Origin of the sequence: Ochrobactrum sp. EDr1-4 (assembly GCF_049199085.1) — a bacterium.
Lineage (GTDB): Bacteria > Pseudomonadota > Alphaproteobacteria > Rhizobiales > Rhizobiaceae > Brucella.
On the sequence record NZ_JBLZOF010000003.1, the window covers coordinates 714,750 to 738,306 of the forward strand.

The window sequence follows — 23,557 nt, forward strand, 5'->3', positions numbered from 1 at the left end:
TTTTTGAAAACGCGCCCTTAGTCGCTTTGTATTAAATTTATGCTTTCTGCGGTGTTGCCTTTGCAAAGTCTTCAACAGCAGCGCCGGTATCGGCAGGCTGGGTCAGATCTTCCATGTCACGGCCAAATGTTTCTGGTCCAAGCTGGATGCAGAAGGCGAAAATCGCATACATCGAAGCCGCCAATGCGAAGACACCGATCATGCCGTAGCCATCAAACAAAGCACCTGCAATGATCGGAACAAACGAACCAGCGGCAGAACCACTCGCGAGAATGAGCGCAACGCCAAAGCCGCGAATGCGTGTTGGATAAAGTTCAGGCGCATAAATCCAGATCGATGTGTTGAGCAGCAATACGAAGAACTGGAACACCGCACCGAAGAACAATACGAGATAGAGGCTAGTGCCCAGATAAACGATAGCCAATGCCGCAGCACAGGCGCAAACCGAGCCAATGGTCAGAACTCTTTTACGCGGGAAGTAATACCCGAAAGCGGATGCTGCAATCGCGCCAAGCACGCTGCCGCTCTGAATGATCATTGTATAAAGCAAGCTGCCCGAAAGCGTATAACCCATCGATATGAAGATCATCGGCATCAAGGTCAGCACGGAAAGCTGTGCGCCGTAGCTCATAAGAATGGCGATAGCGACCGGGACCGTGCGACCGATGAAAGGCGGCTTGAAAAGCTCCTTCCAGCTCGACTTCACAACTGTCTTTTCACTTTCGTCAGTCTTCGTCAGATATTCTGTGACCACCAAGTTCTTTGGGCGCAGCTTACCGGATGCGAGAATTGAAAGAACCTTGTTCGCCTCGTCCGTTTTTCCCTGTGATGCAAGGAAACGTGGCGTTTCCGGCACATACATGCGGAAAAAGACAACCAGCAATGCCGGGATCGCCAACACACCAAACAACCAACGCCAGTTATTTTCACCCGGGAAAATTGTGAAGACCAGCAAACCGAATGCCGGTGCAAGGAAGTTACCGAAGCCACCCGCCCCAACATTCACGAGACCGGCTGCGGTTCCACGGAATTTCGGTGAACAGAACTCTGCAAGCATGGTCACAGCGGTTGAAATTTCACCGCCAACGCCGAAACCAACAATTGCACGCGCAAAACACAACCAGCCGAAACTTGGCGCAAGAGCGCAGAGCGCGGAACCGATCGTGAAAAGAAGAAGATTGAAGGTGAGCATAACACGGCGACCGTAGCGGTCACCAAGAATACCGGAAAGAAGCCGACCGATCGCCGCACTGGCGAATGTGATCGTATTCAGGAAGCCAATATCCGTTCCTGTGAGGCCCCATTGTTCGCGCAAGATCGGGCCAACCAGACCAATCGTGTTCTGCTCGAATGAATCAAACAGACAACCAATCAGCACAAGCACCAATATCTGCTTGTGCGCATTGGTAACGCCGATACTCCCCAGCGCCTGTTCCATTTGCTTATTTTTTGCCGACGAATTGTCGGCTCGCATCATTTGTTCCCCTGCCATAGCGGTATAACCCCTTTTTTTATTACCGGCATGAAATTATTTTTTCACCATCTAGCCAGAGAAAATTGATTTTGACAAGAGAAATTTTATTGTTTATTTTCAATAGCTTAACTTGCATAATTTTTAAGCAAAAAAGATGCACACTTCACGAAAAGGTGCTAAAACTTAATGCAACCTGAAAATAGGATTTCATAATACGCCCATGAACCCAGCAGAAAGATCCTTTCTTGCGCGCGTCAGAGACGTGCTGGACGACCTCCCCCCTGCTGAAAAACGGCTTGGTGAATTTATCTGCGATTTCCCGGGCGAGCTTGCGAGTTATTCCGCTTCCGAGCTTGCTACGCTCGCTCATGTGTCCAATGCGACGGTTACCCGTTTTGTGCGCAGACTCGGCTACGAATCCTATGAAGAATCACGCCGCCATGCCCGCGAAGAAAAACAAACAGGCTCCAGACTGTTTCTTTCGAGCGTGACTGCGAATGCAGCGGGCCAGTCCTTGGGTTCTCACATCACTCAGGGGATCGCCAATCTCGAAACAACATTTCTTGCCATTCGCGAGACACAGATCGACGCCGTGGTCGAGGCTATGCTGACAGCCCGAAAGACTTGGGTGATCGGATTTCGCAGTAGCCATCCGTTTGCCGCTTATCTGCAATGGCAAATGATGCAGGTCTTAGACAACATCGCAGCTGTACCCGGTCCAGGTCAGACCATGGGTGAATATATGGCAAGTATAAAACCCGACGATTTGGTGATTGTCTTTGGTCTGCGCCGCCGCATCGCCAAAATGGATGATATTCTGTCAACGATCGAGAAACGTGGTGCCAAGCTGCTTTATATTACAGATGAAGGTGCACCGTTCCGAGCATCCGCAAAATGGCATTTCCAATGTCAGACTTTGGCACCCGGACCCATATTCAACCACGTTTCTGTTATGGCACTTTGCCACCTACTGACCACGAGAGCGATTGAGAAAGCTGGTGCTAACGGTCGCAAACGGCTCAGAGAGATCGAAACCTTTGGTGATTTTCTTGAGGAACTTTAGCAGGGATATTCACCGCGAAATTGCCCATCCTCAAATAAAATGTCCGCCAAAATTGCTTATATGCAAATATACAACTTTCGTATGATGGAATACAATTTAAAGTAGACATTTACACCTATGTCGCAGATAACCCCCGCATTGAATCGGGGGGATCAAATTGCGTACACTTAATTTGTTTATTATCGGCTTTGGCTTTAGTGCACTTGTCGTCACCTGCATTTACGCTATCGGTGGCGGACTGAGTTAAATGGCAATCTCAAAGTAGGCTTTCGCCTAAAAAGCTTGCTGAGGCTTCACGCACGGCACCAATCATAAAATCGCTGATCACACGTATGCGCGGCGCGGCCATCACGTCGACATGGCAATTCATCCAGTATTCGCGCTCAAGATGCAGCTCTCTGGGCAACACAGGTGCAAGGTCTGCATATTGGCTCGCGATAAAATATGGCAAAACGCAAAGACCATAACCTGTCAGCGTTGCGGTCAGTTGTGCGTGAATGCTTGAGCTCTGATAATTGCATCGCTGTCCGGGCAAAATCTCGCGCATGTAATCAAGGCCGGGCGTAAAGACCATATCGTCAATGTAACCGATGAACGGATGCCCGGTCAGATCTTCACGCGTTCTGATTGGCGGATGACAGTTCAGATAATCTCGATGCCCATAGATAAACAGCCTGTAAGGCGTAATCCGCTCGCTGTGATAAGGCCCTGTGCGCGGCATATGTAAAGTAATCGATAGCTCTGCTTCACGTCGTGACAGTGACATAATCTGCTGGATCGTCACAACTTCTACGGACAGACTTGGGTAGGATTGCGCAAGCACTGGCAACCGATCCGCCAAAAAGAAATTCCCGAAGCCTTCAAGTGTGGACAATCGCACGACACCCGATAGTGCCGAAAAACTGCCCGTAGCTTCGGTCTGAAACTTCATTGCCTCACGCTCCATGACCTCAGCAGGCTGAACAAAACGTTCGCCCATCGGCGTCAACAGATAACCACGCGGGTTTCGCTCAAAAAGCTTGGTCGCCAACGCTTGCTCTAGCCGATCAATCCGACGCAAAACCGTGACGTGACTTGTGCGCAATTGCCGGGCGGCAGCCGAAAGCTGGCCGGTGCGTGCGACGGCAAGAAAATATTGCAGATCATCCCATGCAAACTGACGCACCAAGTCCTCCCTTTCAGCATCTGTACAATTTCGGACAGATGCTGTTCAAAAATTGTTATTCTTGTACGCATTTGTCAATGCTACCGTTCCGACAAATAGCCCGACGGAAGGAACCGTTCTGGCTGAAGCAGAAGGATGCGCAACCTTGAGGAGGGTTGTTATTCCACTCTGAGGAGACTGCTTTACAGGAGGATTTCGCCTCCCTTTTAGGGGCGAACAGGGAGTTTTTGGGAGGAGCACTGAATGAAACTTTTTGCACTGGCGACGGCTGCACTTTTCGCTGCAACCGCGATTTCATCCGCAGCAGAAATATCAGACGGCAAAGTCAAAATCGGCATTCTGAACGACCAGTCGGGCGTTTATGCTGATTTCGGCGGCAAGTGGTCTTATGAAGCTGCAAAAATGGCTGCCGAGGATTTTGGAGGCACGGTACTGGATGCACCGATTGAAATCATCACAGCCGACCACCAGAACAAGCCAGACGTTGCCGCCAATATCGCGCGCCAGTGGTATGATACCGAACAGGTTGACGCCATTATGGAGCTAACCAGCTCGTCAGTCGGTCTCGCTGTTCAGGCACTTTCCAAAGACAAGAAAAAAATCACCATCAATACCGGTGCCGCAACATCGGAACTCACCGGCAAGCAGTGCTCGCCTTATGGTTTTCACTGGGCTTATGACACCCACGCGCTTGCAGTTGGCACCGGCGGCTCGCTTGTCGAACAGGGCGGTGATACATGGTATTTCCTGACTGCCGATTATGCATTTGGCTATTCGCTGGAAGACCAGACTTCAAAATTCGTTACGTCAAAAGGCGGTAAAGTTCTTGGCTCTGTTCGCCATCCCTTAAGCACGACAGATTATTCGTCGTTCCTTTTGCAGGCACAGGCTTCAGGTGCCAAGGTTGTCGGCCTTGCCAATGCTGGTCTTGATACATCCAACGCGATCAAACAGGCCGCAGAATTTGGCATCGTTGCCGGCGGACAGCGCCTTGCAGCACTGCTCTTCACTATTGCCGAAGTCCACGGCCTCGGCCTTGATGCGGCGCAGGGCCTGACGCTCACCGAAGGCTTCTACTGGGACCGCGATGATGAATCGCGCGAGTTCAGCAAGCGCTTCTTCGACCGTACTGGGCGTATGCCGAACATGATTCAGGCAGGCACTTATTCCGCCGTGCTGCAATATTTGAAAGCAATCAAGGAAGCAGGCACCGACGAGACCGAAGCCGTCTCCAAGAAGCTGCATGAAATGCCAGTTAACGACGTATTCGCCCGCAACGGCAAGGTCGGACCAAATGGCCGTATGATCTATGACATGTATCTGATGGAAGTGAAAAAGCCTGACGAAAGCAAGACTCCATGGGACTACTATAAGGTGCTGGCAACGATCCCCGGTGATCAGGCTTATTTGAAGCCTGAAGAAAGCGGCTGTACTCTGGTCACGCAGTAAGAGGCTGATGGCATGAACACAGCAACTCAAAATACTACGGCTCTGCGAGAAGCAGAGCCGGCGAGGATTGTTCTTTCTGCACGTGGGCTGGGCAAGTCGTTTGGCGGCTTTCATGCGGTGAAGAATGTCGATCTTGATGTAGAGCACGCCCGTGTTCATGCGCTGATCGGCCCGAATGGTGCAGGCAAGACGACCGTCTTTAATCTGCTGACCAAGTTTCTCCAGCCGACAAGTGGCGAGATCACTCTGCTTGGCGACAACATCACAAAGACCGATCCTGCTAAAGTTGCGCGCATGGGGCTGGTGCGTTCATTTCAAATTTCTGCGACATTCCCGCATTTGACAGTGTTGGAGAATGTGAAAGTCGCGCTGCAACGCCCAAGCGGTCTGGCAACGCAGTTCTGGCGATCCTTGTCGGCGCTGGATCAGCTCGACGCAAAGGCAATTGATCTGCTGGAGCGCGTGGGTCTGGCCGATGCACGTCATGCGCTGGCTGCGGACCTGTCCTATGGCCGCAAACGTGCGCTCGAAATCGCCACCACATTGGCACTCGATCCCAAAGTGCTGCTGCTCGATGAGCCAATGGCCGGCATGGGGCACGAAGACGTGCACACCATTGCCGCCCTCATTACCGATGTGGCGAAAGATCGCGCGGTGCTGATGGTCGAACATAATCTCAAAGTGGTGGCCGACATCGCCCACCACGTCACGGTGCTGCAACGCGGCGAGATTCTCGCTTCGGGCGATTATGCCACCGTTTCTCAAGACGAGCGCGTACGCACTGCTTATATGGGAACCGAACATGAATAAAGGCCAACCCCTGCTTTCCGTGCGCGGGCTCAATGCCTGGTATGGCGAAAGTCATGCGCTGCACGGCGTAGATCTCGATATCTGGCCCGGTGAAACCATCACGCTTCTGGGCCGCAATGGGGTGGGCAAAACCACCACACTGCGCACGATCATGGGTATTATCCGCAAGCGCAGCGGAACCATCACGCTTGATGGCAAAGACATTCTGCGCGTACCGCTGCATCGCATTGCCCGCACGGGCCTTGGTTTTGTGCCGGAAGAACGCGGGATATTTGCAACGCTCAATGTGCATGAAAACCTGCTGCTGCCCCCTGTTGTTGGCAAAGGCGGAGCCATGTCGCTTGATGAGATTTATGAGCTTTTCCCCAATCTCTATGAGCGCCGTAACAGCCCGGGAACCAAGCTTTCGGGTGGCGAACAACAGATGCTGGCGATTGCCCGTATCCTGCGCACCGGTGTCAAGGTTCTGCTGCTGGATGAGCCAACCGAAGGACTTGCGCCGGTCATCATCCAGCGCATCGGCGATGTGCTGGTGGAGCTTAAAAAGCGCGGCATGACCGTGTTGCTCGTCGAGCAAAACTTCCGCTTTGCGGCAAAAGTCGCTGATCGTTTTTATCTGATGGATCATGGCGTGGTGACGGAAAACTTCCCAACCGCCGAGCTGCCCGCTCGCATGGCATCGCTCACGCAAGCGTTAGGAGTTTGAGACGATGACGATGATCTTCGGAATTCCCGTTCAGGCGCTTCTCGGACAATTGCTGGTTGGCCTGATCAATGGCTCTTTCTACGCCATGCTCAGCCTTGGCCTTGCGATTATTTTTGGTCTGTTGCGCATCATCAATTTTGCGCATGGCGCGCAATATATGCTCGGCGCATTTGTCGGCTATCTGCTGTTGAGCGGCCTTGGCATTGGCTATTGGCCAGCGCTTATTCTGGCTCCACTGATTGTGGGTCTGGGCGGCGCCATCATCGAACGCGTTGCCCTTTCAAGGCTCTATAATCTTGATCCGCTTTATGGCCTGTTATTTACCTTTGGCCTTGCACTTGTGATCGAAGGCACCTTCCGCTATTATTATGGTGCTGCCGGTCAGCCTTATGCCGTGCCACCATCACTTGCAGGCGGCAATAATCTTGGCTTCATGTTCCTACCCAACTATCGCGCATGGGTGGTGGTGGCGTCGCTCATCATCTGTATCGGCACATGGCTTCTCATTGAGAAAACCAAGCTCGGCGCTTACCTGCGCGCTGCCACCGAAAACCCAACACTGGTTAAAGCCTTCGGCATCAATGTGCCGCTGCTTCTCACCTTCACCTATGCTTTGGGTTCAGCACTTGCTGGCTTTGCCGGAATTCTGGCAGCACCGATCTATCAGGTCAGCCCGCTGATGGGGTCCAACATTATCATCGTGGTGTTTGCTGTGGTCGTGGTCGGCGGCATGGGTTCAATCCTTGGCGCGATCATCACCGGCTATGTACTAGGGCTAGCGGAAGGTCTGACCAAGGTGTTCTACCCCGAAGCTTCCAGCATCGTCATCTTCGTTATCATGGCTATCGTCCTTCTGGTGCGACCCGCCGGACTGTTCGGGAAGGAGGCTTGATATGGCTGATACTGTTCTTAAAGCAACGACGGCAAATCATCAGGCAAAAGCGCCGAACCTCAACAGCTTGTCTGCCATCATTCTGGCGATTGCCGTGGCTGGACTGATCGTAGCGCCCTTCATGGTCTACCCGATCTTCCTGATGAAGATGCTGTGCTTTGCGCTGTTTGCCTCCGCCTTCAATCTGCTGCTCGGCTATACCGGCATTTTGTCCTTTGGCCATGCAGCCTTCTTTGGAGGTGCCGCCTATGTGACAGCCCATGCCGTCAAAGTATGGGGTGTCACGCCAGAAATCGGCATCCTGCTTGGCGTGGTGGCTGCGGCCGTGCTCGGTCTTGTGATTGGCTATCTCGCAATCCGCCGTCAGGGCATCTATTCGACGATGATCACACTGGCGCTAGCGCAGATGTTCTTCTTCTTCTGTTTGCAAGCGGCGTTCACCCACGGCGAAGACGGTCTTCAGGGCGTGCCACGCGGCTATCTCTTTGGCTTAATCGATCTCAACCAACCGATGAATATGTATTATTTTGTGCTGGCAGTGTTTGTAATCGGCGTGTTTGCCATCTGGCGCATCATCAATTCGCCTTTCGGCATGATCCTCAAATCAGTCCGCGAAAACGAAAACCGCGCTGTCTCATTGGGCTATTCCGTCAATCACTACAAGCTCGCAGCCTTTGTCATGTCGGCAGCACTTGCAGGCCTTGCAGGCGGCATGAAAGCACTCGTGTTCCAGTTTGCAACACTCACCGATGTGGGCTGGCAGATGTCGGGCGAAGTGATCCTGATGACGCTGCTTGGCGGGATCGGGACGCTGATCGGCCCAATCGTCGGCGCAGCCTTCGTGGTCGCTCTTCAGAACTATCTCGCAACCTCTGACTTCCCCGTAACAATCGTCACTGGCGTCATCTTCATGGCATGCGTCCTACTCTTCCGAAAAGGTATCGTCGGTGAGTTCTATGCATCGCGGCTTGGAAAAAAATTGTTCGGATAACCGGCACTCCCGGAGCCGCATGTTCATCAGATAGCGGCTCCACCTTTTTACTGGATATGAAATCATGACCGACACCTACGATTACATCGTGGTTGGCGCGGGCACGGCTGGCTGCGCCCTTGCGAACCGCCTTTCTGCCGATCCAAATCGTTCCGTGCTGCTACTGGAAGCAGGCGGCAAAGACAATTACGCGTGGATTCATATCCCCGTCGGCTATCTTTATTGCATCGGCAATCCGCGCACCGACTGGTGTTTTACCACAGAAGCGGAAGCAGGCCTGAATGGGCGCTCTCTCGGCTATCCACGCGGCAAGGTGCTTGGTGGCTGCTCCTCCATCAATGGCATGATCTATATGCGCGGACAGGCACGCGATTATGATTTGTGGCGGCAGGCCGGTTGCGACGGCTGGGGCTGGGACGACGTGTTGCCCTTCTTCAAAAAATCCGAAGACAATTTTGCAGGTGCAGATGATCTGCATGGTGCAGGTGGCGAATGGCGCGTTGAAAATGCCCGCCTGCACTGGGATATTCTGGATGCTTTTCGTGATGCAGCGGTTGCGGCTGGCATCCCATCAACGGATGATTTCAATCGCGGTAACAATGAAGGTGTGTCCTATTTTAAGGTCAACCAGAAGCGCGGCATTCGCTGGAATACAGCAAAGGCTTTTCTGCGCCCAGCTCTTAATCGCAAAAACCTGCGCGTTGAAACGGGCGCCCATGTGCGCCGCATTGAGATTGAGGAGTTACGCGCCACTGGCGTTACCTTCGATCAGAACGGCACAACCCGCACCATAAAAGCAAAACGCGAAGTGATTCTCGCGGCGGGTGCAGTTGGCTCGCCACAAATCCTCGAGCTTTCGGGCATCGGACGCGGCGATATTCTCCAGCAGACAGACATTCCCGTTAAGCTCGAACGCAGACAGCTGGGCGAAAACCTGCAAGATCACCTGCAACTGCGCTGTGCTTATAAAGTCAGTGGCATTCCAACGCTGAATGAGAAAGCCAGCAAACTCACTGGCAAAGCCATGATCGGGCTGGAATATCTGCTGCGTCGCTCTGGCCCCATGTCGATGGCTCCTAGTCAACTCGGTGTCTTCACACGCTCAGACCCATCTTATGAAACCGCCAATCTGCAATATCACGTGCAGCCATTAAGCCTCGATAAATTTGGTGATGCAGTTCACCCCTTCCCAGCCTTTACAGCAAGCGTCTGCAATCTGCGGCCCGACAGTCGCGGCTCGATCCATATCAAATCACCAGATCACCGCACCCAACCGGCAATCAAGCCAAACTATCTTTCCGCAGAAAGCGACCGCCGAGTAGCCGCCGATGCGATCCGCCTCACCCGCCATATCGTGGCACAGGTACCTTTGCAAAAATATCGTCCGGAAGAATTCAAGCCCGGACCAAGCTATGAAACGCAGGAACAGCTGGAAAAAGCGGCGGGCGATATCGGCACAACGATTTTCCATCCGGTCGGCACGTGTCGTATGGGGGCAGATGCAGATGCGATTGTCGATCCGCGCCTGCGTGTAAACGGTATTCAGGGACTACGCGTAGCCGATGCCTCGGTCATGCCGGGAATCACGTCAGGTAATACGAATTCACCCACTTTGATGATCGCCGAGAAGGCCGCGCAGATGATTATTTCGGATAATTACTAAAGCATTTCCAGCAAAAGTGGGAACCGGTTTTGCGTTCGGAAATGCTGAAGAAATATCTATAGAGCGGTTCCAACGATGGCATATTTACGGAACCGATCTAGAACGAGATTCCTCACACCCGCACAAACTGAAAAGACAATCCGCTCACGCGACTGTGAACGCAATTTCACAATCGCTGAATCTCGTGAAGCTGAAATAATTTTTCTTGTTTCTTGTCTAATAAACGGGAATTATCGGCATCAAGGTGGGCAGGGGGAGAAAGATCATCTAATTTGATCGCTTTCCGGGACCGGCTCTCCAAAAAACTTTAGACAAGGAAAATAAGAATGTCGTCAGTCCTTTCCCGCTATTCGCTGACCCGCCGCGCTGGTCTGAAAGCCGCTCTTTTCACTGTTGCAGCCCTCACCGTTGGCTTTGCAGCTGCACCTAGCCACGCAGAAGATAAGACCATCAAGGTCGGCATCATGGGCGGCGAAGACGAAGACGTCTGGAAAGTCGTTGCTGAAGAAGGCAAGAAGCACGGCCTCATCATCGAGCGCGTAACCTTCAACGATTACAACCAGCCAAATGAAGCGCTTGAGCGCAAGGAAATCGACGCGAACGCTTTCCAGCATAAGCCGTACCTCGACGAACAGATCAAGCAGCATGGCTACAAGATCGACGTTGCCGGTTATACCGCAGTCTGGCCAATCGGCATTTACTCGCGCAAGATCAAGAGCCTTGATGAACTCAAGGAAGGTGCAGTCGTCGGCGTGCCAAACGATCCATCGAATGAAGGTCGTGCGCTCCGCGTTCTCGAAGCAAGCGGCCTTATCAAGCTGAAGCCTGAAGCAGGCATCCTTGCAACGCCAATCGACATTGTTGAAAATCCTAAGAAGATCGAAATCAAGGAACTCGACGCCGGTGTCGTCGGTCGCTCGATTGATGATCTCGATGTCGCCATCGTGAACAACGACTGGGCTGGCAAAGCGGGCCTCAAAAAGGAAGAAGCGATCGGCTGGGAATCCAAGGAAAACAACCCATACAACAACTTCATCGCGGTCCGTACCGAAGATGCAAACGCCGATTGGGTAAAGAACCTTGTTTCATCCTTCCAAAACGATACCGTGAAGGCTGAAATCGACCGCGTTTACAAGGGCACAGGCATTCCAGCCTGGAACTAATTGCTCTCTATGCCTGAAAGACCGCGCCGGAAAAGCATTTCCGGCGCGGCTTTTATTGACGTAAGCGAAAAAATTGCCCAAAAGCATCCGCGCGTGCTTATGAAAAGCCGCCTATGCCCTTTGGCGTCATTTTCCTTGAAGCCTTATCAAACTATTCATTCGCAGCCTCCCTGCTGCGAGATAAAAAATAGAAGAAACGACCGTGACCATTGAACAGCCACCTGCCGCATTAGCGCCCATCGTCGCCATGAAAGACGTGCGTCGAATGTTCGGTGAGACGCCGGCAATCAATGGCGTCTCTCTTTCCGTCGCACGCGGCGAAATTCTCGGTATTATCGGCCGCAGTGGCGCGGGCAAATCAACGCTTATCCGTTGCGTCAATGGCCTCGAGAAGCCCGACAGTGGTTCGATTCTGATTGAAGGTCGTGAGATTACCGGCCTTGGTGAAGACGCGCTGCGCCCTGTTCGCCGCCGCATCGGCATGGTGTTTCAGCACTTTAATCTGCTCTCCGCCAAAACTGTTGCGCAGAACGTTGCACTGCCGCTTAAAATTGCAGGCATGCCGAAAGCAAAACGCATCAAGCGCGTGGCCGAACTGCTGGATCTGGTCGGTCTCTCCGATAAAGCGAAGCAATATCCGGCACAGCTTTCCGGTGGCCAGAAGCAGCGCGTCGGCATTGCACGCGCACTTGCTGCTGAACCCGCCGTTCTGCTTTCTGACGAAGCCACTTCAGCGCTTGATCCTGAGACAACCCTGTCGATTCTGGCGCTGCTTAAAGACATCAATACCAAGCTCGGCTTGACCATCCTGCTCATTACCCATGAGATGGAAGTGATCCGCCGCATCGCCGACCGGGTGATTGTGCTGGATCACGGCGTCATTGCTGAAGAAGGTCCGGTCTGGAAAGTGTTTGCCAATCCGCAGTCGCCAATCACACAAAGCATGCTGCAAGTGCTGGAGCCGGAATTGCCTGCCGTGTGGCGCGAGCGTCTTGAGAAAACCGGCGATCATGCCATTCTCAAGGTCAAGCTTTCAGGTGCCGCTGCCAAAGGTGCATTCTTCAGCGAAGCAACGCTTGCAACAGGCATTCCGCTGCAACTGATTCATGGCGGCATGGATACCATTCAAGGCGAACCCGTTGGAACTATGTTCATTGGCTTACCCGCGCAGGACAAGGCCAAACTAGACGCCGCTATCGCCTATCTCAACACCCATGCAGACGCCACGGAGGTTCTCGGCTATGTCTCAGGCAATGCTTGATCTTCTCTGGCGCTCCTTCTGGGAGACCATGATCATGACCGGCTTTTCGAGCCTGATTTCGCTCGTCGTTGGTCTTCCGCTGGCACTCATCATGATTCTGACTGAACGTGGTGGCCTTGCACAAAATCTGACTATCAATGCCATCCTCGGCGCCATCATCAATGGCTTTCGTTCAGTGCCTTTCATCATTTTGCTTGTGGCACTCATTCCGGTGACGCGTTTTGTTGTCGGCACATCAATCGGTACATGGGCATCCATCGTGCCACTATCGATTGCCGCTATTCCTTATTATGCGCGTATAGCAGAAGTCTCACTGCGCGAAGTGGATAACGGTCTCGTTGAAGCTGCCCGCTCGATGGGTGCTAACCGCTGGACAATCGTGCGTGAAGTGCTGGTGCCAGAAGCCCTACCCGGCATTATCGCTGGCTTCACCGTGACAATCATCACGCTTATTGGCGCATCTGCCATGGCTGGTGCCATTGGTGCGGGGGGCTTAGGCGATCTGGCCATTCGTTACGGTTATCAGCGCTTTGAAACGCAGATCATGATTGCTGTTGTGATTATTCTTATCATCATGGTGTGCGGCATTCAGTTGATCGGCGATTATCTCGTCAATCGTCTCGACAAGCGCAACCTGCGTTCACGCAGCTAAATATTGACTGACAGGAGGGTGTTTACCGCACCCTCTTTCGAAAACCGACTTCCAACGTATTGCCATCTGGATCAAAGACAAGAGCTGCGTAATAGCCCATCTCTTCCGGCCCCTGATAGGCCGGTGGCCCGCTCTCCTTGCCGCCACCTTTAAGAGCGGCTTGATGAAAAGCCTCTACATCGTCGCGACTACTCGCATTGAACATAAGATGCAGATGATTGCCCGGCTTGCCATCAGGCTCGTCAGCGCCCGCTTTCGGCGCTTTGTGTATCCAAAGAAACGGCACTGGTGCCCTCTCCCCTCCACTGACGAAGAAGCCGCTGTCCGAATGGGCAATAATGGTGAGGCCGAGCTTAGGCATGCAGCTTTCATAAAATGATAAGCTGCGGCGAAGGTCTTTGCTTTGAAAACCGATGTGATCGAAGAGCGACATAAAGACTATTATATGCCAGCATTACATAAAGAAAAGTGGCGCTCACAACTTTGGAGAACGCCACCGTTATTCTTGCGGGAAAGATAATGATTAACCGCGCGTGCGGGCCAGACCGGCCTTGGCAGGCTGATAGCTTGCATCAAGCTGAATAGCGCGCGTGTAAGAATTGGCAGCTTTTGCCTTATCGCCGCGTTGTTCATAAACCAGCGCCTGATTGGCCCAGCTTTCAGCGATGTTTCCATCAAGCGTAATTGCCGTATTGAAATCATCGAAGGCGTTGTCGTAATCGCTCAACGCCACATAAGAAATGCCGCGGCCATTGTAAGGTTCAGGCGCAGTCGAATTGAGTGAAATCGCTTTCGAGAAATCTTCAATCGCCTGCTTATGCTGACCCTTGGCCTGATAAATCAAACCACGATTGTGATAGGCGCGGCCATCGGTCGTCTGCAAAGCGATTGCCTGATTGAAATCACTCAATGCCTGATCAAGACGTCCGGCCTGACGGTAAACATTGCCACGACCGACATAGGCTGCATCATATTGCGGGTTAATCTGGATCGCACGGCTATAGTCCTGCGCGGCCTTACCGTTGTCATTCATGTAACGGTAGATCAGGGCGCGGTTGGCATAGGCCTGATAGAAATTCGGATTAAGGGCTATCGCCTGATCAAAATCGCGCAGCGCTTCCTTATAGCGTCGTGCCTTGCCGTAAGCAGAGCCTCGAACGTTGTAAGCCTCAGGATCGCGCGGATTGCTCTGGATAACGCTTGTCAGCGAGCCAATGTTCTCATTCGACCCTTGAGCACGATCAACCGTGCTCAACGCGGTTTGCGTCGAAGAGCTCTGACAGCCGACGAGACCAAGAGCCAAGACGGCTGTTGCAGCCAATAGGCTGTTACGGGCAACAAATTTGCCGGACGAGTGCATCACCTTAAAGCGCGTTGGCAACGGCAGCGTTCCTTTCTGCGTGAGCGCAGCACGGGAGCGTACCCAAGCTTGCGTCAACTTTGTCCCCGACTGTTATAACAGCCATGATGTTTTCATTGTATAGCACAGATGAAGATAGCAGGAAAAACCGCCGATCAACTCAACTGGCCAAAACTATGTTTCTCTGACGTATCAAGCTCAACGCCACAATAAAGGTCAGTATATGGCAGCGCACTGACACTTCAAATCGGCATGTCTTATCTCGTGAAGCGCCTTCAAAGTGCGCCACAAACCTTCAGACATGCAAAAACCGGCGCAAGCCATAAGCTGCACCGGCAAGCAAAAGGCGCCACACAGGCAGCGCCAATTTCAGGTCACTTAGCGAGCTGCGGGACGACCGCCGCCGATAAGGCCTTCACGCTGAGCGCGCTTACGAGCCAGCTTACGCGAACGACGAACGGCTTCTGCCTTTTCGCGAGCGCGCTTTTCAGATGGCTTTTCATAATGGCCACGCATCTTCATTTCGCGGAAGATACCTTCGCGCTGCATCTTTTTCTTAAGAGCGCGGAGAGCCTGATCAACATTGTTATCGCGGACGAGTACCTGCACGTGTAATCCCGTATCGGTTAGAATTTCGATTTAGCCTGAGGCATTAAGGGCGTCTCTTAACGATGTTCAGCTGATAGAGTCAACTGTCTATACGCCCAAAGGCTCCCAAGCTTCGCAACTTAAACGTTGCAAATTGGGGCTGGCATTACCAGATAGCCCGGCTTTTGTCCACCTTAAGATGGCACTTTGCCCAGTCTTGGGCACAAATAATGACTTCACGACAAATTATAGTGACTAAATCGCGCCCTATAGGCTAGAGAGCCTCCACTTTCCGCACAATTCAGCCTCATTGCTCAATCATAGCAAAAAAACGGCTAATACACCGCCTTATCCCCATTCGTTGATTCCTTCTGTCGAGATTTATGTCTTTTCGCAAACGACTCGTTATTCAATTCACAGGCTATGAAGGCCTACATCCCAAAGCCGTCCGCGTGCGCCATGCGCTTGCGTTGAAGGATTTCGACCGTTTGTGGCGTGCGAAGACCAAATTGCCGCCGATGAAAGACGAGCCGGATGACTGCGGCACGTTCACCGCAACGACTCAGGGCAATGGCTGGCAGACGGAAACAGAATTCTGCCAGTTCGGCACCGCAGACATCTTTGACGATTACGCCGCTCGTTCCACGCCTAGGCGTATGCTGACGGGCTTCCGCGCCTTCATGAACATTTTCTTCACAGGCACCCTGCTCCGCTATCTGATGACAAGCTGGCGCTTTGTGATGTTCTTCATGTGGCCATTTCTGTTGTCAATTGTGATTATCGCAATAGCAGCGCTTATCGCCTATGCCCCCATGCTGGCAGGTTTCCCCGTCTGGAACCTCATCTGGTCACTGCCGATCGCCGCTGTGGTTGCAACATTGCTGGTCCGTTGGCCGGGCGACCGATTCTTCATGTCTTATCTGCTCGATGATTGGTCGGCAGCCTATGACCGCATCTATGATCGCAACGATAAGCTGAAAGCGCGCCGCAGAGCCTTTGCAGAAGCGCTGAAAAAGAAAATAGAAGAAAGCAATGCGGACGAAGTGATTATCGTCGGCCACAGCCTCGGCACAGTTCCCGCCGTTGAAGCGCTTGCAGACCTTCAACGCGAACGCCCTGACCTTTTGCGCAAGCAGCCTGTATCGATGCTAGCTATTGGTTCCTGCCTGCTGATGATCGCACTGCACCCAAAAGCAAAAGCCTTGCGCGAAGACGTTCGCGTTGTGATGGAAGAAAGCCCGGTTCTCTGGTCAGAATTTCAGGTTCTCACCGACATTATCCATTTTTATGGTTCTGATCCTGCGAAGGCGCTCAAAATCAACACGCAAAACCCGCCGCTTATCCACCGTATCCGCTTTAAGAATGTGCATAGCGAGAATCGCTACAAACGTTCAAAGGGGAATTTCTTCCTGATGCATCTGCTTTACATGCGCGGTGCAGAGAAGAAGAATTTCTACGATTTCGGCATGTTTTTGCACGGTCCGTTCTTCTTCCGCGATCTGATGACAGCGCATAAAGACAAAGCCGCCCCTCTCGATGAAGAAGGACGGCTCTTAGTTTCGTAATCAGAGGTGCTATTAGCCGCGTGGCGGCTCGACAACTGAGATGGTGATCCATGTCGCGGTTAGCGCTGGCTTCACCAAGTTTTCGACTTCCAGCGTCACTTCGTAGTGATTGACCACACGGCCTGATGGACGAATATCCGCACTCGACAGCTTAAACCGCGCACGCACGCGTGCGCCAGTCTTTACCGGCGACATGAAGCGCACTTTGTCAAAGCCATAATTGATGCCCATCGTTGCACCCTGCAACATCGGCAATGCCTCGAAAGCCAATGTCGAGAGCAGTGACAGCGTCAGAAAGCCGTGTGCAATCGTGCCGCCGAAAGGCGTTTCCTTGGCTGCGCGCTCAGGATCAACATGGATGAACTGGTGGTCATCCGTTGCATCGGCAAACTGATCGATCATCGACTGTGTGACTTCACGCCACTCAGAGCATCCAACTTCCGTACCGACTGCTTCGCGCAACTGGTCGAGCGTAATTGCGTCTTTCATTCCATGAAACTTTCTGCTGAACTGATACTCTGTTGTTGTCTATTAATAACGCAACAGCAAGACGGTTAATCAGGCAGTAACCAGTATTTCACGGGCAATATCATCCCAATGCGCAAAAACCCGTTCCGCACCCTTGGATGATAAGCGTTCAGCATGACCCTCATATGTATGTCCGCCGCCAGTATAGCCAAAAGCGGTCATGCCAGCCGCAATCGCACCCTCAACGCCAAAAGGCGAATCTTCGATCACCACGCAGCGCGCAGGATCGACACCCATCTTATCGGCAGCAAAGAGGAACAAATCTGGCGCAGGCTTGCCGCGCTTGACCATGCTGGATGAATAAACCGCATCACCAAAATATTGGCTGATTCCAGTCTTCTCGAGACTGAACGCAATACGCTCTGGCTGCGATGACGACGCCACACAACGCTTGTTGGGCAACACCTTCAGGAAATCTGCAATACCAGTTGCTGGCTGCAAATGCTCTGCAAACAAGACTTTTGTTTCAGGCCAAAACTGGCTTAGAGCCTCGTCTGGCAGATGATGGCCAGTCAGGTCGGCTATCATCGCCAGAATATCTGCCTGCTTCATGCCGATGCCTTTGGCAACAGTCCCTTCCGGCAGCATCATGCCGTAATTGGCATAAACCTGCTCAAAAGCGCGGCAGGAAAGCGGTTCGCTATCGACGAGAACACCGTCGCAATCGAAGATAACAAGGTCGAAGGGGGATGCGTTGCTCATGAGAACTCCGGTAGAATGCGTATTTTGTCGCGACAATTTAAGATGCGCACTTTTCAGTGTTGATATAGAGACTGTTCGTCAATTGCGCATCAATAACTATAGAAGCATGAAAAAATTATCGCGGAGACTCTCATGACAACGAATGTGGCACTGGTTGGACTGGCGCGGGACTTACAAATGCGCGCTCAAACAGGCAAACCAATCCGCATCGGTCTTATCGGCGCTGGCGAAATGGGAACAGACATCGTCACACAAGTGGCGCGTATGCCCGGCATTGAAGTCGGCGCTCTTTCCGCCCGTCGTCTGCCAAACACATTCAAAGCTGTTCGCACCGCCTATGGCGACGATGACAATGCGCACGAAGCTAACACCGAAAGCGCCATGACGAGCGCTATCGAAAGCGGAAAGATCGCAGTCACCAATGATAATGATCTAATCCTCTCCAATCCGCTGATCGACGTCATTATCGATGCCACCGGCGTTCCGGAAGTGGGTGCAGAAACCGGTATCAAGGCTATCGAGCATGGCAAGCATCTTGTGATGATGAATGTCGAGGCCGATGTCACCATCGGGCCTTACCTCAAGGCACAGGCCGACAAGCAAGGCGTCATCTATTCGCTGGGTGCAGGCGACGAGCCTTCCTCCTGCATGGAGCTGATCGAGTTTGTCTCAGCGCTTGGCTACGAAGTGGTTTCGGCTGGAAAGGGCAAAAATAACCCGCTTAATTTCGATGCCATCCCTGATGACTATCAGGCAGAAGCCGACCGCCGGAACATGAATGTCCGTCTGCTGGTCGAATTCATCGATGGCTCTAAAACCATGGTCGAAATGGCCGCGATTGCTAATGCGACTGGACTTGTTCCAGACATTGCCGGCATGCACGGCCCTCGCGCAAGCGTCGATCAGTTGAGCAGCACACTCATCCCGCAAGCCGATGGCGGCGTTCTGAGTAAAAGCGGTGTGGTTGATTATTCCATCGGCAAAGGCGTCTCGCCCGGCGTGTTCGTTGTGGCCAAAATGGACCACCCTCGCCTAAATGAGCGACTGGAAGATCTGAAGATCGGCAAAGGTCCCTATTTTACCTTCCACCGTCCTTACCACCTCACTTCGCTGGAAGTGCCGCTCACGGTTGCCCGCGCCGTTCTGCACGGCAAAGCCGATATGGTGCCGCTGCCAAAGCCAGTTGCAGAAGTCTGCGCTGTCGCCAAGAAAGATATGCAGCCCGGCGAAAAACTCGATGCAATTGGACAATATTGCTATCGTTCTTGGATCATGACGACACCAGAAGCACGCACCGCCCAGGCTATTCCTTGCGGCTTGCTGCAAAACGGCACCGTCACTGCACCAATCAAAAAGGGTGAACTCATCACCTATGCCAACGCAGCACCACAGCCCGGCTCAAAGATTGCTGAGCTGCGTGCGTTGCAGGACAAGATGATCTACGGCTGATCGAAATTTACCAGCGCAAATAAAAACGGCGGCTTCGAGCCGCCGTTTTTGTTTCTTGCCAGAACGTCCCGGCCTTATGAGATTCGGGGAAATGGCGTGCCGAAAATGGTGGGGTTCGAGAACCGGAGCGGAGTGTACTTAAGGTACATGAGCACCGGAAGCGTAGAACCACGCCATTTGCAGGCCGCCAGAACCCGAATCTCAAAGGCCTAGTGGTCGAGAGCCTTAACGATATTTTCAACCATCTTCTTCGCGTCGGCAAAGAGCATCATGGTGTTGTCACGGAAGAACAGCTCGTTTTCCACGCCAGCATAGCCTGAACCCATGCCGCGCTTGATGAAGAGTACCGTACCCGCCTTGTCGACATCCAGAATCGGCATACCAAAGATCGGCGATTGTGGGTCGGTCTTCGCTGCCGGATTGGTCACGTCATTCGCGCCAATCACAAAGGCAACATCAGCCGTCGCAAATTCCGAATTGATGTCTTCAAGCTCGAACACTTCATCATAAGGCACGTTGGCTTCGGCCAAGAGCACGTTCATATGGCCCGGCATACGACCGGCAACAGGGTGGATTGCATATTTCACTTCCACGCCTTCGGCTTTCAACTTGTCGGCCATTTCACGCAGCGCGTGCTGTGCCTGTGCCACCGCCATACCGTAACCCGGCACGATGATGACCTTCGATGCATTCTTCATAATGAAGGCCGCATCGTCCGCCGAACCCTGCTTAACCGGGCGCTGTTCGACTTCGCCGCTAGCGGCGGCAGAAGTGTCACCGCCGAAGCCACCGAGAATAACCGAGATGAACGAGCGGTTCATGCCCTTACACATGATATAGGACAGGATCGCACCGGACGAGCCAACCAGCGCACCGGTAATAATCAGCGCCAAATTGCCAAGCGTGAAGCCAATGCCTGCTGCAGCCCAACCCGAATAGGAGTTAAGCATCGACACGACAACCGGCATATCCGCGCCGCCAATCGGGATAATGATCAGCACACCAAACACCAGCGCCAGAATGACAATAAGCCAGAACACGAAATGGCTTTCGGTGTTGGTTAGAACGGCAATCAGAATCACGATTGCAGCAGCAAGTCCCGCATTGATAACATGGCGTCCCGGCAGCATGATTGGTCTGCCCGACATGCGGCCATCAAGCTTCAAAAATGCGATAATCGAACCAGTGAAGGTGATTGCACCAATGGCTACACCGATCGACATTTCAATCAGCGCCTGACCGTGGATCTGACCCACTTCGCCAATACCGAAAGAATGTGGTGAGTAAATCGCGGCAGCGGCAACAAGAACCGCAGCAAGACCGATCAGCGAGTGAAACGCTGCCACAAGCTGCGGCATTGCCGTCATGGCAATGCGGCGTGCGATAACTGCACCAATACCGCCACCAATGGCGATACCAAGAATGATCAGCACCAAACCACCGAAGCTTGGACGTGCCAGCAACAGTGTGGTGATGATAGCGATACCCATGCCAACCATACCATAGGTGTTACCCTGACGGCTGGTGGTTGGGTGAGAAAGGCCGCGTAGTGCCATGATGAACAGGACGCCGGAGACCAGGTAGAGGAAGGCTGCGAGATTGACACTCATGATGGCTCAGCCCTCACTTTTCTTTTTTCTTGTACATGGCAAGCATGCGCTGGGTGACGAGGAAGCCGCCGAAAATATTCACACTTGCTAGGATAAGCGCGATGAAGCCGAAGCCCGTAGCCCAACCAGAAAGCGAAAGGCCAACCGCGAGAAGTGCGCCAACCACGATCACCGATGAAATGGCGTTGGTAACGGCCATCAGCGGCGTATGCAGTGCAGGGGTCACCTGCCAGACAACGTAATAGCCGACGAAAATCGACAGAACGAAAATCGCAAGGCGGAAGACAAACGGATCAACCACACCACCACTTGCACTATGCACAGCAAGCGCTGCGGCATCGCCATAACCGCCTGCATTTTCTGCCGCCTGCCTGACGGCATCTGCCGCCTGATTGAGGCTCTCAAGAGCTTTTTCGAGTGCTGTATCGGACATTATGCCTCTCCTCCGTCAGCGGAAGTTTTTGCAGGCTTAGCGGGAGTTTTACGGACCGCCTTACGAACGGGCTCTTCAGCCTCACCTTCGATAACAGCTGCTTTTGCCTTTGGCGCCGCTTTTGGCTTTGCTGCCTTTTCAACTGCCGCCACCGGTGCAGTTTCCACTTCAGCCTTGGCAAAAGCGGGATGCACGACTTTACCCGCGTGAGTTAGAAGAGTTGCCTTTACCAGCTCTTCTTCTGGGTCAAATCGGAAAAGCTTGGCTTCTTTATCGACCAGCGTTTCGAGGAATGCATAAAGGTTGCGCGCATAAAGCTGCGAAGCTGTCGCTGCAATACGTCCTGGCACATTGAGATGCCCGACGATCTTCACACCATTCACCTCCGCAACCTCACCGGCCACAGCGCCTTCAACATTGCCGCCGCGTTCAACGGCCAGATCAATCAGCACCGAACCCGGACGCATGGCCGCAACCATTTCCTTCGTCACAAGACGCGGAGCCGGACGACCCGGAATAAGCGCCGTGGTGATGACAATATCCTGCTTGGCAATATGGTCAGCAACGAGTGCCGCCTGTTTCGCCTGATATTCCTTCGACATTTCCTTGGCGTAGCCACCGGAAGTTTCAGCCGCCTTGAACTCTTCATCCTCGACTGCAATGAACTTTGCGCCAAGTGACGCCACTTGTTCTTTTGCAGCAGGGCGAACGTCGGTCGCAGTCACAACGGCTCCCAAACGGCGTGCGGTCGCAATCGCCTGAAGACCCGCAACGCCTGCCCCCATGACAAACACACGTGCGGCAGGAACAGTGCCCGCCGCCGTCATCATCATTGGCATCGCGCGATCATAGGTTTCTGACGCATCAATCACTGCCTGATAACCCGCCAGATTGGCCTGCGATGAGAGAACATCCATCACCTGCGCGCGGGTAATGCGCGGCATGAATTCCATTGTGAAAGCGGAGATGCCAGCTTTGCCCAATGCCGCAACAGCATCTTCATGACCATAAGGATCAAGCATCGCGAAAAGCGCTGCCCCCGATCTATACCCTTTGAGTTCCGCATCGTTCGGACGGCGCACCTTCAGGATAACGTCTGCCGCTTTGGCATCCGCCGTAGTCCCTATGCGTGCACCAGCAGTGGCAAACTCGGTATCGATGATACGCGATTTTTCGCCTGCACCTTTTTCCACCACGACATCAAAACCAAGCGCGATGAATTTCTTCACCGTCTCGGCAGATGCCGCAACGCGGGTCTCAACGGGATCACTCTCTTTCGGAATGAATATAGTCTGGGCCAACTGGTTTCCCTTTCGTGGCTTGAGACGCACCGATCTAATTGGCATCGGACCGGCGCTACAAGTATTAATTTTTTCGCGTATCTTTTCCGAAAACCGCTTCACACTTTTCGGGATACGCTCTGATCCGACCTCGCAGCCGGGCAAAGTTCGAGCTTCCGGGAAGAAGCCCTCAAAATCTTGAAACAGACGACATGCATAAAGCCCCGGTAAAGCGCGTATTGCACCCATACCAAGGCATTCGATCAAATCATGCGGATGATTGCTGTTTTAAATCCCTAGAGCAGGAACCATGCAGCGGCGCAGATCAGAACAAACAGAACGGTCGCGGAGAAGAAACCTCCCGCAAAAAAACCGAACGCCATGGCAGCCAGAAGTGCGACAACCGCTACGGTGCCCCATTTAAACATGCCCATGAAACCAGCATAAGTTTTATCATGCTCGGTATAATCCATTGGCGCGCCAATTTCAGCTGGGGCCGTATTATGATGTTCTGCCATTTTTAGTTCCACCCATTGAGATATTTTGTCGAAGTCTAGACAGAATATCTACAATCTTCAATGCACTACATCACGGTCGAAGGCCATTTAAAGAAACGGCTTCCTCGGTGGCTGTCGTCATCCCTCGTTCCGCATCAAACGGCTCCGCGATCCAAATAGCTTCTATTTTTATAAATTGCTAGATTTAATTCTTTAAAGAAACTTTCAAAATGAATTTAATAATAAAAAGAAATTA

23 protein-coding genes are annotated in these 23,557 nt (G+C 52.7%); 12 read left to right on the forward strand and 11 right to left on the reverse strand.

What is annotated here, in order from left to right; genetic code table 11:
• Positions 1-37: 37 nt before the first annotated feature.
• Positions 38-1,492: an MFS transporter gene (locus ACOZHT_RS14485; protein WP_339511311.1), complete on the reverse strand. Its 1,455-nt coding sequence runs from the start codon at positions 1,490-1,492 to the stop codon at positions 38-40.
• Between the two features lie 202 nt (positions 1,493-1,694).
• Between ACOZHT_RS14485 and ACOZHT_RS14490 the strand changes: the two genes are divergently transcribed.
• Positions 1,695-2,537, forward strand: a complete 843-nt coding sequence (locus ACOZHT_RS14490) for a MurR/RpiR family transcriptional regulator (RefSeq protein WP_339511309.1) — start codon at positions 1,695-1,697, stop codon at positions 2,535-2,537.
• Between the two features lie 256 nt (positions 2,538-2,793).
• Here ACOZHT_RS14490 and ACOZHT_RS14495 read toward each other — a convergent pair whose 3' ends face one another.
• Positions 2,794-3,702: a LysR family transcriptional regulator gene (locus ACOZHT_RS14495; RefSeq protein WP_339511307.1), complete on the reverse strand. Its 909-nt coding sequence runs from the start codon at positions 3,700-3,702 to the stop codon at positions 2,794-2,796.
• Between the two features lie 243 nt (positions 3,703-3,945).
• Between ACOZHT_RS14495 and ACOZHT_RS14500 the strand changes: the two genes are divergently transcribed.
• The 9 genes from ACOZHT_RS14500 (at position 3,946) to ACOZHT_RS14540 (ending at position 13,289) form a co-directional block, all read left to right on the forward strand.
• Positions 3,946-5,151 (forward strand): ABC transporter substrate-binding protein, encoded by a 1,206-nt coding sequence (locus ACOZHT_RS14500; protein ID WP_339511305.1) that lies wholly within the window; start codon positions 3,946-3,948, stop codon positions 5,149-5,151.
• 12 nt (positions 5,152-5,163) lie between these two features.
• Complete coding sequence (locus ACOZHT_RS14505) at positions 5,164-5,961, forward strand: ABC transporter ATP-binding protein (RefSeq protein WP_421565854.1); 798 nt, start codon at positions 5,164-5,166, stop codon at positions 5,959-5,961.
• On the forward strand, positions 5,954-6,667 hold the full coding sequence (locus tag ACOZHT_RS14510; protein WP_339511301.1) for an ABC transporter ATP-binding protein: 714 nt from the start codon (positions 5,954-5,956) through the stop codon (positions 6,665-6,667). Before ACOZHT_RS14505 ends, ACOZHT_RS14510 begins: the two co-directional genes overlap by 8 nt.
• A 4-nt stretch (positions 6,668-6,671) precedes the next feature.
• Positions 6,672-7,559: a branched-chain amino acid ABC transporter permease gene (locus ACOZHT_RS14515; RefSeq protein WP_094505359.1), complete on the forward strand. Its 888-nt coding sequence runs from the start codon at positions 6,672-6,674 to the stop codon at positions 7,557-7,559.
• Position 7,560: 1 nt separating this feature from the next.
• On the forward strand, positions 7,561-8,550 hold the full coding sequence (locus ACOZHT_RS14520) for a branched-chain amino acid ABC transporter permease (protein ID WP_339511297.1): 990 nt from the start codon (positions 7,561-7,563) through the stop codon (positions 8,548-8,550).
• 64 nt (positions 8,551-8,614) lie between these two features.
• Positions 8,615-10,213 (forward strand): GMC family oxidoreductase, encoded by a 1,599-nt coding sequence (locus ACOZHT_RS14525; RefSeq protein ID WP_339511295.1) that lies wholly within the window; start codon positions 8,615-8,617, stop codon positions 10,211-10,213.
• A gap of 326 nt (positions 10,214-10,539) precedes the next feature.
• Positions 10,540-11,376 (forward strand): MetQ/NlpA family ABC transporter substrate-binding protein, encoded by an 837-nt coding sequence (locus ACOZHT_RS14530; RefSeq protein ID WP_339511293.1) that lies wholly within the window; start codon positions 10,540-10,542, stop codon positions 11,374-11,376.
• Positions 11,377-11,578: 202 nt separating this feature from the next.
• On the forward strand, positions 11,579-12,637 hold the full coding sequence (locus tag ACOZHT_RS14535; protein ID WP_339511291.1) for a methionine ABC transporter ATP-binding protein: 1,059 nt from the start codon (positions 11,579-11,581) through the stop codon (positions 12,635-12,637).
• Positions 12,618-13,289 (forward strand): methionine ABC transporter permease, encoded by a 672-nt coding sequence (locus ACOZHT_RS14540; protein WP_007876310.1) that lies wholly within the window; start codon positions 12,618-12,620, stop codon positions 13,287-13,289. Before ACOZHT_RS14535 ends, ACOZHT_RS14540 begins: the two co-directional genes overlap by 20 nt.
• A gap of 22 nt (positions 13,290-13,311) precedes the next feature.
• Here ACOZHT_RS14540 and ACOZHT_RS14545 read toward each other — a convergent pair whose 3' ends face one another.
• The 3 genes from ACOZHT_RS14545 to rpsU all read right to left on the reverse strand — a co-directional run bounded on the left by ACOZHT_RS14545 (position 13,312) and on the right by rpsU (position 15,258).
• The gene (locus ACOZHT_RS14545; RefSeq protein ID WP_339511289.1) at positions 13,312-13,722 is read right to left on the reverse strand and encodes a VOC family protein; all 411 of its coding nucleotides are present in this window, start codon (positions 13,720-13,722) and stop codon (positions 13,312-13,314) included.
• Between the two features lie 90 nt (positions 13,723-13,812).
• Positions 13,813-14,649, reverse strand: coding sequence for a tetratricopeptide repeat protein (locus ACOZHT_RS14550; RefSeq protein WP_339511761.1), 837 nt, complete (start codon positions 14,647-14,649; stop codon positions 13,813-13,815).
• 378 nt (positions 14,650-15,027) lie between these two features.
• Entirely contained in the window at positions 15,028-15,258 is a 231-nt protein-coding gene (gene rpsU, locus ACOZHT_RS14555) for a 30S ribosomal protein S21 (RefSeq protein ID WP_339511287.1), read from the reverse strand.
• 362 nt (positions 15,259-15,620) lie between these two features.
• Here rpsU and ACOZHT_RS14560 point away from each other — a divergent pair, with 362 nt between their 5' ends.
• Positions 15,621-16,802: an alpha/beta hydrolase gene (locus ACOZHT_RS14560; protein WP_339511285.1), complete on the forward strand. Its 1,182-nt coding sequence runs from the start codon at positions 15,621-15,623 to the stop codon at positions 16,800-16,802.
• A 12-nt stretch (positions 16,803-16,814) separates the two neighbouring features.
• Here the strand turns inward: ACOZHT_RS14560 and ACOZHT_RS14565 are convergent, their stop codons facing one another.
• Both ACOZHT_RS14565 and ACOZHT_RS14570 read right to left on the reverse strand, forming a co-directional pair.
• The gene (locus ACOZHT_RS14565; protein ID WP_339511283.1) at positions 16,815-17,291 is read right to left on the reverse strand and encodes a MaoC family dehydratase; all 477 of its coding nucleotides are present in this window, start codon (positions 17,289-17,291) and stop codon (positions 16,815-16,817) included.
• A gap of 69 nt (positions 17,292-17,360) precedes the next feature.
• Positions 17,361-18,032, reverse strand: coding sequence for an HAD family phosphatase (locus tag ACOZHT_RS14570; RefSeq protein ID WP_339511281.1), 672 nt, complete (start codon positions 18,030-18,032; stop codon positions 17,361-17,363).
• A 132-nt stretch (positions 18,033-18,164) separates the two neighbouring features.
• Between ACOZHT_RS14570 and ACOZHT_RS14575 the strand changes: the two genes are divergently transcribed.
• The gene (locus ACOZHT_RS14575) at positions 18,165-19,481 is read left to right on the forward strand and encodes a 1-deoxy-D-ribulose 5-phosphate reductoisomerase (protein ID WP_339511279.1); all 1,317 of its coding nucleotides are present in this window, start codon (positions 18,165-18,167) and stop codon (positions 19,479-19,481) included.
• Between the two features lie 209 nt (positions 19,482-19,690).
• On the opposite strand, the gene ACOZHT_RS14580 is transcribed toward ACOZHT_RS14575, so the two are convergent.
• The 4 genes from ACOZHT_RS14580 to ACOZHT_RS14595 all read right to left on the reverse strand — a co-directional run bounded on the left by ACOZHT_RS14580 (position 19,691) and on the right by ACOZHT_RS14595 (position 23,322).
• On the reverse strand, positions 19,691-21,091 hold the full coding sequence (locus ACOZHT_RS14580) for an NAD(P)(+) transhydrogenase (Re/Si-specific) subunit beta (protein WP_339511277.1): 1,401 nt from the start codon (positions 21,089-21,091) through the stop codon (positions 19,691-19,693).
• Between the two features lie 13 nt (positions 21,092-21,104).
• Positions 21,105-21,524, reverse strand: a complete 420-nt coding sequence (locus tag ACOZHT_RS14585) for an NAD(P) transhydrogenase subunit alpha (RefSeq protein WP_250038642.1) — start codon at positions 21,522-21,524, stop codon at positions 21,105-21,107.
• On the reverse strand, positions 21,524-22,825 hold the full coding sequence (locus tag ACOZHT_RS14590) for a Re/Si-specific NAD(P)(+) transhydrogenase subunit alpha (RefSeq protein ID WP_339511274.1): 1,302 nt from the start codon (positions 22,823-22,825) through the stop codon (positions 21,524-21,526). The genes ACOZHT_RS14585 and ACOZHT_RS14590 overlap by 1 nt, the downstream gene beginning before the upstream one ends.
• 275 nt (positions 22,826-23,100) lie before the next feature.
• Positions 23,101-23,322 carry an aa3-type cytochrome c oxidase subunit IV gene (locus ACOZHT_RS14595; RefSeq protein WP_339511272.1) on the reverse strand — a complete coding sequence of 74 codons (222 nt, stop codon included), beginning with the start codon at positions 23,320-23,322 and terminating at the stop codon, positions 23,101-23,103.
• Positions 23,323-23,557 lie beyond the last annotated feature (235 nt).